The sequence below is a fragment of the Aneurinibacillus migulanus genome (genome assembly GCF_001274715.1).
Classification (GTDB): domain Bacteria; phylum Bacillota; class Bacilli; order Aneurinibacillales; family Aneurinibacillaceae; genus Aneurinibacillus; species Aneurinibacillus migulanus.
This window is the reverse complement of sequence record NZ_LGUG01000004.1, coordinates 2,232,338-2,246,728: the sequence shown is the minus strand read 5'-3', so window position 1 is coordinate 2,246,728 and position 14,391 is coordinate 2,232,338. Positions and strand designations below refer to the sequence as shown.

General features: G+C 41.5%; 12 protein-coding genes. 2 read left to right on the top strand and 10 right to left on the bottom strand.

What is annotated here, in order from left to right; genetic code table 11:
• Window position 1: 1 nt before the first annotated feature.
• On the bottom strand, window positions 2-790 hold the full coding sequence (locus AF333_RS12835) for a class I SAM-dependent methyltransferase (RefSeq protein WP_043068959.1): 789 nt from the start codon (window positions 788-790) through the stop codon (window positions 2-4).
• 16 nt (window positions 791-806) lie between these two features.
• Window positions 807-1,574, bottom strand: a complete 768-nt coding sequence (locus AF333_RS12830; protein WP_235356736.1) for an FkbM family methyltransferase — start codon at window positions 1,572-1,574, stop codon at window positions 807-809.
• Between the two features lie 186 nt (window positions 1,575-1,760).
• Between AF333_RS12830 and AF333_RS12825 the strand changes: the two genes are divergently transcribed.
• Window positions 1,761-2,048, top strand: a complete 288-nt coding sequence (locus AF333_RS12825) for a hypothetical protein (RefSeq protein ID WP_043068957.1) — start codon at window positions 1,761-1,763, stop codon at window positions 2,046-2,048.
• Window positions 2,049-2,149: 101 nt separating this feature from the next.
• Here AF333_RS12825 and AF333_RS12820 read toward each other — a convergent pair whose 3' ends face one another.
• The 4 genes from AF333_RS12820 to AF333_RS12805 form a co-directional block, all read right to left on the bottom strand.
• Window positions 2,150-3,520: a sugar phosphate nucleotidyltransferase gene (locus AF333_RS12820; RefSeq protein ID WP_043068956.1), complete on the bottom strand. Its 1,371-nt coding sequence runs from the start codon at window positions 3,518-3,520 to the stop codon at window positions 2,150-2,152.
• 50 nt (window positions 3,521-3,570) lie between these two features.
• Entirely contained in the window at window positions 3,571-6,993 is a 3,423-nt protein-coding gene (locus AF333_RS12815) for a glycosyltransferase (protein ID WP_052812411.1), read from the bottom strand.
• A gap of 69 nt (window positions 6,994-7,062) precedes the next feature.
• Complete coding sequence (locus tag AF333_RS12810; protein WP_052812410.1) at window positions 7,063-8,451, bottom strand: glycosyltransferase family 2 protein; 1,389 nt, start codon at window positions 8,449-8,451, stop codon at window positions 7,063-7,065.
• Window positions 8,444-10,048: a TPR domain-containing glycosyltransferase gene (locus tag AF333_RS12805; protein WP_052812409.1), complete on the bottom strand. Its 1,605-nt coding sequence runs from the start codon at window positions 10,046-10,048 to the stop codon at window positions 8,444-8,446. Before AF333_RS12805 ends, AF333_RS12810 begins: the two co-directional genes overlap by 8 nt.
• A 232-nt stretch (window positions 10,049-10,280) precedes the next feature.
• Here AF333_RS12805 and AF333_RS12800 point away from each other — a divergent pair, with 232 nt between their 5' ends.
• Window positions 10,281-10,619, top strand: coding sequence for a DUF1360 domain-containing protein (locus AF333_RS12800; protein WP_043068955.1), 339 nt, complete (start codon window positions 10,281-10,283; stop codon window positions 10,617-10,619).
• 676 nt (window positions 10,620-11,295) lie between these two features.
• Here the strand turns inward: AF333_RS12800 and AF333_RS12790 are convergent.
• The 4 genes from AF333_RS12790 to AF333_RS32805 all read right to left on the bottom strand — a co-directional run.
• The gene (locus AF333_RS12790) at window positions 11,296-11,904 is read right to left on the bottom strand and encodes a hypothetical protein (protein ID WP_139188914.1); all 609 of its coding nucleotides are present in this window, start codon (window positions 11,902-11,904) and stop codon (window positions 11,296-11,298) included.
• Between the two features lie 472 nt (window positions 11,905-12,376).
• The gene (locus AF333_RS12785; RefSeq protein WP_043068952.1) at window positions 12,377-12,556 is read right to left on the bottom strand and encodes a hypothetical protein; all 180 of its coding nucleotides are present in this window, start codon (window positions 12,554-12,556) and stop codon (window positions 12,377-12,379) included.
• 123 nt (window positions 12,557-12,679) lie between these two features.
• A complete protein-coding gene (locus AF333_RS12780; protein ID WP_255322204.1) occupies window positions 12,680-13,081 on the bottom strand; it encodes a M67 family metallopeptidase in 402 nt (133 codons plus the stop codon).
• A gap of 20 nt (window positions 13,082-13,101) precedes the next feature.
• Window positions 13,102-14,391, bottom strand: a 1,290-nt coding sequence (locus AF333_RS32805) for a hypothetical protein (protein WP_161808215.1), incomplete at its 5' end; no start/stop codon positions are given.

The following is a 14,391-nucleotide window of genomic DNA, read 5'->3' as shown; positions in this document are numbered from 1 at the left end:
TTCACGCCTCCGCTTTTTTTATGATAAGGCCGATTGAAGTAGATACAAATTGACCTAATTGTAATCTAAGATGATACTGGTTTGTATAAGGAGGGACATCTACAAATGACTCTATATGTCCATCCCCGACAGAATAATCGATATCAATGGAGTGGCCTTCACCCCTTAATGTTTCTACCATCCATTCAATGTCCTGTTTTCTAAAAAGCACGGTTACACCATGATCGAGTGTTGTATCATTAGAGGATAGGTTGAACTCTGTCGTATGAATCGCCACACCACCAGGACGTAAACATTTCATCTGATTCACAATAAACTGCTTTCCTAATTCAATGGAACCGCAGTGCTCGAATGTGCATGATGACCATGTAAAATCGAAACCGTTATTATATTTATCGCTAATATGGTTCATATCAGCATTCTCAAAAGTTACTAATTTAAAGAATTGTTCTGCATCACACAATCCATATTGATTTAATCCTTCAAGGTTATTGCTATGCTGATTTGAGTCTACCCACCCTTGTGCTTTCGCTCTATCAAAATCTAAATCTGTTGCCACAATCTCACAGCCTTGTGCTGCAAAACCGGATACAAGCCGTTCTTTTCCTACGCCAAACCCTAATCCTCTTTTGCCGGGAGCAAGCATCCCTCTCTCAAGAAGCCCCTGATAAATATAGCAGAATTCCCATAACTTCCGGTGATACATATGAGGATGCTGCAGTTGTGCGCAAGCGTTCGTAAACCACTCGGCCTCAAAGTCCTGCTCTTTGCATAGCTGGGATATTAACATAAGACTTCACCTCTTATTACATGCTTCTTCCGATTTTTAAATCAAGGTGAGCCGGTTCTGAATACGTCTCCAGTTGCTCGATCGTAGCTGGAACGAGCGTACCGTCATGACGAATGATATGAAAATTGAAACCGCGCTCCGCAAATCTTTGCAAAATGGGCAGAGGCTGATATCCGCTTCCTCTCCATATGAACGGGCAATATTCCATGATGATTTGGATGTTATCATTACTATCAATAAGCTGGAACAAACCATCCATAATTAGTGGTTCTGACCCATCGATGTCTATTTTGATAATGTCTACCTTTTGTTTCGGGAAATATTCTGTGAATACAACGGTCTTTACTTTAGCTTCAATTGTTCCTGGAAGCCCCGGATTATAGATGCTGGCCCCTCCTAATCTAGAAATATAGAGTGTTGTTTCACCGTCTATATTCGTTAATGCGACTTTATGCAGCTCAATCTGATTAAACCCGTTTTTTGCTATACTTTTCATCAAATTATCATGATGAAGCGGGCTCGGCTCAAATGCATGAACTTTTCCATGCGGACCAACATACATGGCAGCCAGAAGAGAATAATAACCGCAATTAGCACCAATGTCTAAGACGGTCATCCCCGGCTTTACTAAGCTCAAAAAAACATCCGTTACTGCTTTTTCCCAAAACCCATGTTGAATAATAAGGTTCTGTAGAGCATCTCTTTTATCCAAATAGATGCTAGGTCCAAAGGTTAACAATTTTGTTAATACAGTGTTATCATCTATGTGTTCAATGGGGGACACACATTTCACTCCTTCTTTCCGGTTCATCTTTTATTTTATGTAGAGAGGAAAAAACGGTGAGGTTAATTTAGAACTATAATCCAGAAATTGTGTTACACGATTCGTTTCTTCTCATACCCTTCGTGCATATACTGTAATACTTATAGAAGAATCGACGTAGGGTGCATAACAGATAGGAGGGGCACCATGTGGATCGTTGAAAATTTTCGTCCCTTCCACCCGATTTACGGACGGGGAAAACGGTATAAAACAGGCACGAAATTCATATGGGAAGTAGCTGATATCCTACCGGGCGGCAAAATTATGTTTCGTTTTACAACAATCGATGGTAGAAGCCAGTGTTTGATTACAATGCGTGAATTAGACTATTTTGTTGAGGTTTCAGATGAAGTCCTGCAGCAGCTAATGGAGGAGTATAAAAAACTTCAGGAAAACAAAAAAGATAGGAAGAATAAAAAGGATGAGGAAGAATAAGTCAGCACTTATATACAGGCGCTGCCTATTCTTCCTTTTTTCTTTTATCATTCGTATCTTTTGAAAGCCCTGTAAATAGAAAAGCGTATGAAGCAAGTGCTTCATACGCTTTTCTCCATTTCCTCCCATATCATACAGAGACGAACAATATCTTCTTCAATCAGCTCGCTGCCCATCTGTACTTCGATCAATTCGAGATCAGAGGTTGCTTTGGCTGCATGTCTGGCTCCGACAGGGATTTGGAGTACATCTCCCTGTTTTACCCGCGACCATTTTCCGTCAAGGATAAATTCACCTTCTCCTGAAATAATGGTCCACACTTCCTTGCGTTTCAAATGCATTTGATAACTAAGATTCTTACCGGCCAGAACCTTGAGTCTTTTGGTTAATACTTCATTCCCATCTTCGAATTTTTTGTAATCCAGCACACGATACCAGCCCCAGCGCCTCTCTTCATACATAGGTCGTTGCCCGATATTTTTCATGATTTCTTTCATGCGCGGACTAGCTGATTTATCGGATACTAAAATTCCGTCCGGACTTGAAACAACGACAATATTTGATAGCCCTAAAATAGCAACCGGGATTTCCAATTCATTAATTAGATGTGTATTATTGGAATCAGTACTGACAACGCCTTTGCCGATTACATACGTATCCATCTTTTCCGTTAATGTATTCCATGTACCGAGGTCTCGCCACTCACCTTCATAAGGGATAACCACAATATGCTCGGCTTTTTCTACAACCTCATAATCAAAGCTGTTTGAAGGAAGTTCCATATAACGTTTTACCAATTCTTCGTATTGCAGAGGAAGTCCGTTGTCAGCCAGTAGACCAAGCAAATAATCGAGTGTAAAGGCAAATATTCCACAATTCCATAACGCTTTTTGCCCAATTAATTTTTGTGCCTCTTCCTCGCAAGGTTTTTCAATAAACTTTTGCACAGTCATATAAGGCAACATTTGTTCACTTGATTTATAATGGACGGGAACAATATAACCGTATTTTTCCGAAGGGTATGACGGATAAGCTCCTATTAAAGCAAGATTAGCTCCTGATTCAGTTATTGTTTTCTCTATCTCCTTCATCCGCTCAAAAAAACGATTTTCTACATAAGCATCAACAGGTAATACGCATATAATTTCGTCCAAGCTTACTTCAGCGTAAGAATAAAGATAGCTCGCAGCCAAAGCAATCGCCGGGAATGTATCCCGTCGCTCCGGTTCAACAATAAGCGGAATCCTGGTACCTATTTGATTTTGAATGATATCAACTTGCGCTTTGTTTGTTACAATATGAGTGTCCTTTGCTAATTGAACACAATGCAATTGTCGCCAGACTCTTTGAATCATGGATTCCAATTCCGCATCTTCATTTTTTAACATTTTTAAAAACTGCTTTGCGCGAGAAGCATTGGATAACGGCCATAACCTCTTTCCTGATCCACCGGAAAGCAAAATAAATTTCACTTTTCTATCAACCTTTAGTTTGTATTTTTGTTCGTGCATTCCTCATTTGCTCAACTATAAAAACGCTGAACAAGCTCGTCAATCCTCCGGTACATTCGCTCGGCCACTTTTGATTTCGAGAATGTAGCGAAGACTTCTTTTCTGGCTCTCTTCCCAACCTGCTTTGCTTGCTCGGCATTTTCATATACACTACGCATCAAAAGCCTCAAATGCTCCTCGCTCGGCTCAGCCCATTTATGCCCATCAAATTGCCCAAAATATGGGATGTTTCGATCAATAGGCACTACCCCTTCTATATCAATTAAATAACTGTTTGTATCGTTCATAAAAGCAGTCTGTCCTCCCCAGCGCGTTCCGATCGTAGGCAAAGCCATTGCCATAGCTTCCATATAGGGACGCCCCCAGCCTTCTCCACGCGAAGGCAATACAAACGCATCCACAGCAGCATATAATCGAATCATCTCTTCTTCTGTAAAATAGGATTCAATGATATGAACGGAAGGGGCACTGCTTAATCCCAGTTTTTTTACTTGCTCTAAAACTTCTTCATAGGGGCTTACATTTGCTTCCTGCATTTTGCTTACTTTTAGAATCAAGCACACATCTTCGTTGGCAGAGAACTCCTTAAAATAAGCTCTAAGCAGTACATCCCAACCTTTACGCTTACTCCAATCAAATACCGACAAAAAGTTGAATAAATTTGCACGTTCGAGAGGATAAGGTTGGACCCGTTCGGGATTATATAGCTGGTCATCAAGTGTTCCTGGCAAAATAAAGATTCGTTCTTTGTCCACGCCTGCCGCCGCAAATGTTTCTCTATTAAATTCAGATGGCACCCATATTTCAGTTAATCCATTCATCTTCTCAACCCAACCAGGAGGGAGTGAGTCTGTCTCAAACATCGTGCGTCCAATGGAGATTGGGGCACGAGGAGGAGCAAATAAATAAGCAGGAGCTGCTTGATAGTGAATAAGCAATTGTTCTAATTTGTTATTTTGCAGGCCTTCTAAATAATTTTTCATTTCCTTACTTGTTAATTCAGGCTTTTGTTGAGGCTCTACAGGTTCAACTTTTATTTTTAAAGAAAATGGCCTTAATGCATCCAAAATCGATTTCTGTTCCTCGGCATACCCGGAAGCATTATAAATCGGAGACTGCCATAATACCTCATGGACATTCTTTTGCGCGACGACATAATAATCATAGTTATCGTTTTGATAATTGCTCTCTTTTACTGTTAGTCCCAAGGTTTCTAAAATGGACTCCATTAATAACTTCGGGTAAGGGCGAACATGCGTCAGATCCAGCCAAAAGTTCTCAAGCACAGGAGTATGAGCAATGTTTGGTGTTAGAATAATAAGTTTTCCGTTATTCTTTAAAGCGTTAGTACATTGGATTAATAAATTTAACAAGTCATGGGGAGCAAGGTGCTCAACAATATGTCCCATGAAAATGCCATCATACGTAGCCTCTTTCCCGGCCAGAAAATCTTCTGCTCTTTTCTCCTCGATATTCAATCCTTTTGCCCTGCCCTGTGCAACCTTCTCCTTGTCAAAATCGATTCCTTCCGTTTCAACACCGATGCGATTCAACATCTCCATAAGAAGACCATTGCCGCAGCCAATATCTAGAACTTTGTCTCCTGGAAGGAAATAAGGCAGCCAATATTCCCGAAGCTGACGTATAACTTCTTCCCCGCCTTCAAATTTATGGGCGATACGATGATACAATTCCTTGACATCTTTTACTTCGGATACCGAACGGCGGCTTGCATATGTTTCTTTTATACGCATTATCCGTTCCTGTACTTTTTGCAGGCTTTGTTGAACATCCTGCCGGTTTGCATCGATTTCCAAAGCTTTTGTATACATCTCTTCTGATTGAAAATCATTTCCTATCTCAAAATAATGCATGCCTAAATCACGATATACTTCAACTAATATTTCCTTTTTATCGGAATGCTTCATCATCTCCTGGTAACAATTAATAGCCTCGGACTGATTTATAGAATCTCCTTTCATTCCTTTGCGAAATGAATCGATTGCCTTATCGTATTCCTTCAGACTTACATAGCAAATACCGATGTAATTCCAGATCGTAGCCTGAAAAGATTCAGATTGCCGGTGCATCGTGTTAGAGATAAAAACAAAATGTTCAAGCGCCTCGTTCATTTCCTTTTTCTGCAAATAAGCACCAGCAGCATAATACCTTGCATGAGTTGAAGTCGGATATACATCAAGGACACGTAAAAAAATACCTAACGCTTCATTTGCTAAATTTTGTTGGTATAACTCTATTCCCTTTTTGATTTCTTCATTGATGATTTCTTGAGCGTTTAATCTTGTCGTTTGCTCCTCGGTAAGCATTTCCTGCAACCGTTCGGAAACTAATAGGGCACTGCGGTTCCAAGTAAATGTAGAAAGAATTTCTCGACTTGCCTTTTGTCCTTTTTGCTGTACTATATCCGGATTTTCGTATGCAAATCTCATTTTTCTTTGCAATTCGTTTTTGTCAATTTTCAGCCACCACGGAAAATCAACGGTTTCCATTTCACTAATTTTTTTGTCTACCAATCTTTCTTGCTGACTCGAAATAAAAAAAGTGGTATCTTCCTGGCAGAAGTCTTTACTTGGTCCTAAAGAAGGAACGATTGCAGGCGTACCGCAAGCCATTGCTTCAATAATGGGCAGCCCAAATCCCTCGCCGCGGTAAGGATGGGCTAAACAATCACATGCTCTATATAAGCCTGCCAACTCATCAGTAGATAAATGATGGTTCATATATAAAATCTCAGGATTGTTTTTATTCGATTGTATTTGTTGAATAATCTCTCCAAAGTTCCTTCCTTTATAGGAAGAATCTGTTCCAAAATCTTTAATCACCAAACAAACATCGTCTTCCTGTGTAAATTCATCCAGATATGCTTGCAACAATACATCGATCCCTTTACGTGCAATCGTTCCGCCAACGAATAAAAACTTAAAGGATTTATTCGTATTTAGAGCAATTGGCTCTACATTATTGTGGAACTTATTTTCATCGACACCAAGCGGAATCACTTTGATTTTGCTCTCCGGTATTCCGGAGCGTACATAGCATTCCTTATTGTACGTACTATAAACCCAAATTTCATCCACCCAATATTTCATAGGAATGTACCATTTCCGTGGAATCGAGCCAAATTCCCATGGCTGCATCAAAATCCATCGATTGCTATTCGGCCCGGTAAAATCGGGCGGCCACTGATGCCTTACCGTTATATGTGCCTGGCTACTTGCGGCAGTATATCTTTCCTTAATCGGCTCTATTTCTTTGCTTATAACAAAATGAGGATCTTCTTCATAAGGAATAATCCCAATATCAAACTTATTTTCAGCTATAAGTCTTTTACATATTTCTCGATTTACCAAAGCCAGGCTATGGTCGATACATTGCGATCCTACCCAGTTGATTTTAAACGTATTTGGATTCAAAGCACACACCTCCAGTATTTTATTTACTCATGGTATGTTCCAAAACATTCATGTGTGATTGCCTATCTTTTACGATTTATGAAACGGAATCTCGAATGTAGACTGGAGATCGGCAACTGCCTGATACAGATTATTTAAATTGGAATGGTGGTGCGTCCTAGTTGATAACAACTGCTTTAACTCAAGGAGAGTGATGGCTGCTAGTTTGCTGCGGATGTCCTCTTGAAGAGGGGAATGATGCAGGATTTGTTTATAAAGATTTCTTGCTTTTGGAACATTTTGTTGCGAAAGTACGTGTTCAACATATGATAGAGGACTCTCTTGCAGATTTTCCTCAGAAGGTGTATTCATAGGAATATAACCGAATTCGCCTGCCAATTCGATTATTCTTTTCTCTAAGGCTGCATTTTCTGTCTCATGCGCAAATATGGAAAGCTGTTCAAGTTGCTTTTTTCCTTTAAGTTCAAACAGTTTACAAAGCACTTCATGTACAACTGCCATATTCATTTCTTTCATATCGTCCATGCGATTTTCTGTGAATATTTGATGAAGCAGACGGAAAGTAGCTGCTCTTTTATCATGGCCTGCAATCGCTTCTATCTGCTTGACATACATATCGGCTTCATCAAATTTCTCTTCAATCCATGCAAGTGCACACAATGCTTCTAACGCTGGAAGATAATACAGGCTTGAACTTGACACATTAGAAAGTAGTGCCTGCGCTTTCGAAGACAGCCCAATCGCCATGAAAGTCCATCCTTTCATACAGCTCATCAAATCGCTCGGCAAACCGATATCTTCTAGTTCTTCGAGTAAGTGAAATGATGTAGCATAATTTCGCTTCGTAACGAGCGATTGGAAAAGCGGGAAAAACGTGCGTTCAATATCCTCAGTAAAACGCGAGCCCATCTTCTTTTTCTTTTTCTCTATACTGCTACTCAAGTGTCCGTACTGATGGATTTTTATATCGAGAAAGCCAATCTTCTGTTCCTTCTCTCCTTCTTCAATACTCAAGCTTTCGTGTATTGGATGGATAAAACGATAATTTTTGTGATTTTGAAATAGTCGAATACGGGATGTCTGAATTGTATGTTGTGGGACGGGACTTTCACCATAGTACGTACTTACAGGCAGGGAAAAAGCAAGGTATTCTTTTTTATCCAAACTTGAACGCAGCCTATTACGATCGTTTCCATCAAGCTCTTCATCGGCATTCAACCAGAGAATCCAGTCTCCTGTTGTGTGTTCAAGACCGAAGTTGCGAGCATCGGAGAAACTTCCGTTCCAGGAAAAGGGCAGCACGTGTACCCCGAGCGATTGGCAAATCTCTGCTGTACGATCAGACGAGCCTATATCGACAATAATCATTTCATCCACTATATCTTTTACGCTATTTAAACAACGGGCAATCCAATCCTCTTCATTTCTAATAAGCATGCATAAACTTAACTTAGGCAAGGGACATCACCTCCCGAATTTGATGTAGCTGTTTTGGGCTAATGATGCTAGAATCAGGATGATAAAATAGCCCTTCCTGGAGTAAGAGGGCAGCTTCCTCTAAATACACTTTTGCAAGTGCACGCAAAAACGATTCATTCTTCTCAATACCGCTCAGTAAATGAAAAGCGGCTTCTTGCTGATCCATAGCTGTATAGCAATAATAAAGAAAAAGCTGTGCTACGTCATAATTAGGGGACGCTTTATCAAGGCGCTTAAACCAGTAAACAGCCTGGGCATAATTTCCTTCACGCAACGAGCAAATTCCCGCGAAATAAAAAATCTGCTGATTATTCGGCTCTACCCGCTCTGCTTCCAAAAAATAATGTTTAGCTGCAGGATATTGGTACCACGTCATAAAAATTTTTGCCAGCAAAATATATTCTTCTATCCGGGTAGGTTGAACAAGCTCATGCAACTTTGCTTTTGCCTGTTCCACCGAATCCTTCTTGCAAAGCAAGGGAAACAATTGATGAAGAGACTCTGTGAAATTTCGGTTGCATAAATAGGCTTGTTGAAAATGATGGACCGCCTCATCGATTCGATTCATTTTTCCGTAGGAGAGGGCTAAAGCATAATGCGCTTTTTCATTGCTTAATGCTTTATTACTGGGGTACTGGGGCGTTGGAGACGCTCCCAACATTAGACACTGTTGAAATAAATTTGCCGCTTGATGGTATTGACCTAATTCAAAGTAGCAAACTGCTTTAAGATAAGTTAAGTCCGCAAAATTGGGGAAAAGTTGTATCCCCTTATTCAGAAGATGAATCGCTTCGGGAAATTTCCGCATGACAAGAAGCGCATTGGTATAGTTCTTAAACAAGCTGGCTACCCAGACCTCTTGAACTCCTCGCGAATGTTCCCACGCAAGCTGAAATTGTTGAGTTGCCTCCTGATATCGGTTTAACCTTAAATATTCCGTACCAAGATTATAATGATAGAATCCATTTCCCGGATGTTTTTTTACCTCTGATTCAGCAATTTTTATATTGCGTTCCGTTTTTCGTTTTTCTTTCATGACAGCTTCTGCATATCCATAATGATGAATACGAATGGGTGTGCTCGATAAACTATCGGCTGTAGTATGCTCAATAATAGACAAAGAAATTTGTTCATGAAGTGCGCCGGTAAAGCGGTATTCGGGCTTGTTTCTCCATAACCGTAAGCTGGGAAACACACATACATCTCCGGTGGATTCAAAATTGTAATTAATAATTTGAAAAAGATATCCTTCTGCTGTTCCTGATTGAACGAGTGACAAAATTTTTGCTTTATCTTCTTGTTCGAACTGTTCATCCGCATCCAAATGAAGAATCCAGTCCCCTGTAGCTTTCTCTAGTGATACATTACGCGCCTTGGAAAAGTCGTCCTCCCAAGGTATGTGAAATACTTTGGCACCATATTTTTTAGCAATCTTAACAGTTCGATCTTTAGAGCCAGTGTCTACGATAATGATTTCATGGACGAACGTCCGAACGCTCTCTAAACAGGCAGGCAAATACCGTTCTTCATCCTTAACAATCATACACAGACTTATTTTTGCTTTTTTTGTATTCATCCATATCCCCCATTCTGTGTCATATCCTTAATCCTAATATGGCCCTCCTTTTCATGGTATTTTCCAACGGTTTGATGTGTTACTAGAAAATGTATTCCTGCCCATCAAGCTACCCAGACCTAGCCCACACAATTGAAAAAGTGTTTTTTTCTTCCTCATTTTCCGAAGGCGAATATCATAAAATACAGCATCAACTAAAAAGTAAATTATTTTCAGAAAAGGAGGAGACTGCTTGCCTGAGCTTTCATGGCTTCATCTTGTCGTTCTCGTGCTTGCTTCGTTCCGCCTTACGCACTTCATCGTATTTGATGAGATCGCATCGTTTATCCGGACTCCCTTTTTAACGACAACACATGAAGAAGATGCAAACGGACAGATGATCCAGCAAATTGAGGTTAAAGGAACAGGCCTGCGTCGCTGGATCGGTAAACTTTTAAGCTGCTACTGGTGTGTCGGCATCTGGTCCTCCATACTTGTAGTAGCACTGTATTGGTTTTTTCCGGGTTCATTTATTTTCTTGCTGATTCTTGCCGTCGCAGGAGCGGCTGCTGTAATCGAAACAAAAATATAGCATACTTATGAAGGCCGGGCAGAAATTTCCCGGCTATTTTTTGTGAAAAGCAACTACGAATCATTCATACGTCCCTCCTGCTTTCCCCTTAAAACGGAAAAAGTGTGCCCCTCTACACGAACGTGGAGACAAGGCAAACAACGCATTAATACAATAGTAAAAAGCGGGGTGATAAAAGTGGACAAAGAACGGAAGGTGATTCCTTTTGATGTGTTAAAAGAACGGAATACGATACGAAGAAAATACAGGGGGTATCCTAACGAAAGGTTAGTTCAATTACTGATCGACTACCATGAACAGTGCAATGAACTGTTCGATTCATGCATAAAATCACATAAAGTGTTGATTGAATACAGGGAAAGATACAATAGGTTGTATGGATTGTACACAAAATCGCGTGAACTATTAAAACAAAAACAAGAACGTATGCAAGAAACCATTGATGTATATTTCCTTATGAGAAGTTTTATTGTGAAAAAAGGACTGGAAGATGAATTTAGAAATTTTATATGGAGCCCCAAAAAAAGCGAAAAATAAGCATATGTATATAAAGAGCGGCACTTTCTCCCCTCCCTATAAATGCAGGGCAGGGGAATCTTCGTTATCCATCTTAAAAGAAAAAACTCTCCGCCAGCAGCTACTGACAGAGAGCTTTGCTATAGTCCTCTTTTGCTTTCTATATAAGCGGATTAGGATTAATTTCTTGAGCTGTAAAGACAAACGCTGATGGTACGATACTGCTACCCACTGGTACGTCAACAGTTAAGAAGTACGTATGTGGTCCCGGCGGTGCAGTCTGATCGACAAAGTGGAAATTGGTAGTTGTCGGATTGAAAGTAAGAGTAGCTGTAAGAGGCAGAACCAGAGAAGTAAGAGAAATGTTCAGAAGCGAGCTTGTATCTGTAGTTTCAAAAATGTTCGTGCCACCCGGTCCAATGGCATCCCGCCAGATTCTGAATGTTCCTGGTACGCCCAGATTAAGGGTCAATGGGAGGGCCAGGATAGGCAATGTAAGAATACCAGCCGGTGCCCATTCTACCGTTCCTTCTAAGAGTACACGATCACCTACTTGATCCGTGGTGATGGTTACCGAAGTAATTGGCTGTTGAGCAGCAGTAGGAGCTGCAACCGGTACACTTTCGCTTACTTGTAATTCACAGAGCAAGTTACACCCGGCGCCTACAGGCAGTGTAGGTGCGGGCGGACAAAACGTAGGGGGGCAAATAACGACCCGGTTTCCTCCGCAGCCTGAACAGCATGGATTGAAACAGGAACTGCAAGCCAATGTTATCATCTCCTTTTTTGGTTTACTATAATATATTTAAACATGCATAGGGTTGACTCCGCGCTTGCCTAAGAAATCAGCACATTTTTACGTCTTTTTTTCTCAAAATCTTTCATTCCCATTTCGACTCTTGCAAGTTCGAATGGTCTATCAAAAGTAAAGCTCCTCAGTGCGATACCGGGGAGCTTTATAAAGTGAAACTTCCATTAGTGGAGGCTTTCACATATCCTACCTCATCTTCGATACTGGTCCCCACCCGCATCTTTGAAAAGATAGTTTACTATATTCTATGATTCTAGCAAATAAGCGCTTCCGCTCCTGTCATGAAGCGTTTGCCCATTTTTGTCCTTCTTTTCGCTGTATAAAGGCTTGTCCAGAAAACAGGAAAACTCGCGGGCATTGCCGCTCGGTTTTTTCGCCCGCCGTGCCACACGCCTCGCGAGTTTTTCAAATAATACGTTCGGAAGGATGTTTATTTTCCTTTCACTATCTTCGGCCCGCCGCAAGCGCATCCGCCTTTTTTTGCAGCTGGTGTATGTTGTGAAGAACCGTAAAGTCCGAACGTATTATTTCCCGGTCTGACAGTCATGCTTTTTCCGTTATTTTTACCGGGATAATTTCCCGGACTTACCCAATATCTACGGGTGTTCATCCAGCACCTCCCCCTTTCTGCTAGTCCTACTAACACAATATGCTTGCCGTACGAATCTGGTATAGTATGGAATAAAAAAGAGGCTTTCTCTTTAAAAAAACAGAAAACCTCCTTACCCTCCTCTCACTTATTCCGAAAAAGTACGATGTCCAGCTGTTGCAGCTTGTTATCTTTCATTGTAAAACACCGTACGTCGGGGGGAGAATCTGTAAACGATATAATAATATAGGCAACACCTGGATATGGATTGCAAGCGATATCCATTGCTGAAGGGTATGCCACTTTTGTAGGATGAGAATGGAAAATGCCCGTCAGTTGATCTCCTTTCCTCCTTATCTCCTCCAAAGCTTCCGCTACGGTATCTTCTGATAATAGAAAACGATTTTTTTGCTTTGCTTCATTCGGAAGTTTCCACAGCGTATGTCCAGTGTCGGTTCCTGCCGGGCCAGAGATCAGCCCACACGCTTCATTCGGGAGACCCTGCCTACAATAAGCGATCATCTCTTCATATACTACTTCATGAATGTAGAAGAAAGCGGAACTTTTTACTCCTCCCTCTTTATCGGATTCATGTTTTTTTTTATAACGTGTCCGGCATCGGTATATTCCGAAGGCAATTGGTTCATCGGTGTATTGTCCCCTGCACCGAGTATTCTGCTTGATTCATATTGGTTCGGTATTTCTTGATTGGACCATCCTTCCCCTTCAGAAGAATGGGAAACGTTCGGCATAGCATAGTTTACCTGATTTTCCTGGGCAGACTGTGGTTGACTGTCCATTGCCATAGATTGCAGCGCGTTAAAGTTTACCTGATTTCCCTGGGCAGGTCGTGGCTGGCCATCCGCTGCCATAGATTGCAACGCGTTAAAGTTTACCTGATTTCCATGGGCAGGTCGTGGCTGGCCGTCCGCTGCCATAGATTGCAGCGCATTGAAGTTTGCCTGATTTCCCTGGGCAGGTTGTGGGTGACCATCCGCTGCCATAGATTGCAGCGCATTGAAGTTTACCTGATTTCCCTGGGCAGGTCGTGGCTGGCCGTCCGCTGCCATAGATTGTAGCGCATTGAAGTTTGCCTGATTTCCCTGAGCAGGTCGTGGCTGGCCGTCCGCTGCCATAGATTGCAGCGCGTTGAAGTTTGCCTGATTTCCCTGGGCAGGTCGTGGCTGACCATCCGCTGCCATAGATTGCAACGCGTTGAAGTTTGCCTGATTTCCCTGGGCAGGTCGTGGCTGGTTGGTCCCTGCCATAGGCTGTAGTGCGTTGAAGTTTGCCTGATTTCCCTGGGCAGGCCGCGGCTGGCTGTCTCCCGCCATGGATTGTAGCCTTCTAAAATCCCCCACATTTGTTTGCCGACTCCTTACGTCAAACGGCATGGCTGCCGGTGGCCTTGTCTTGCTGATCGAACTTTGCTCTTCCAATACCCGCATAAACCATGGTTTACCCGTAGCGTTCACTCTCGGCGTGTTTGGTGGCTGTTTTGTCGGAATTGCTGTAAGCTCTGTAACTTGCTTTTCTAATAACTCAATTGTTTGTGCCTTTTCACTCATATTTGTCTGTACTTCAGCCAATTGTTCTTCAATGGATTGAACTTGTTCCTGGTGCTGGCGTTGTTTTTCCTCTGTCTCTTCCTCCAGCTTGACGATATGCTCCTGCCATTTCTTTTTCTCTGCTTCATGCTGCTCTACTTTTTCCTGCAATTGAAGCTGGAGCTCACTCAACAGTTTATCTTTTTTCTCCAATTCGGCTTGTGTATCGTTTTCTTTCGCTTCATACTGCTCTACTTTTTCCTGCAATTGAAGCTGAAGCTCACTCAACAGTTTATCTTTTTTCTCCAA

Coding starts and splice junctions, on each gene's coding strand:
- AF333_RS12805 (WP_052812409.1), bottom strand. CDS start 10,048: ATGAATACAAAAAAAGCAAAAATAAGTCTGTGTATGATTGTTAAGGAT.
- AF333_RS12835 (WP_043068959.1), bottom strand. CDS start 790: ATGTTAATATCCCAGCTATGCAAAGAGCAGGACTTTGAGGCCGAGTGG.
- AF333_RS12825 (WP_043068957.1), top strand. CDS start 1,761: ATGTGGATCGTTGAAAATTTTCGTCCCTTCCACCCGATTTACGGACGG.
- AF333_RS12785 (WP_043068952.1), bottom strand. CDS start 12,556: ATGAACACCCGTAGATATTGGGTAAGTCCGGGAAATTATCCCGGTAAA.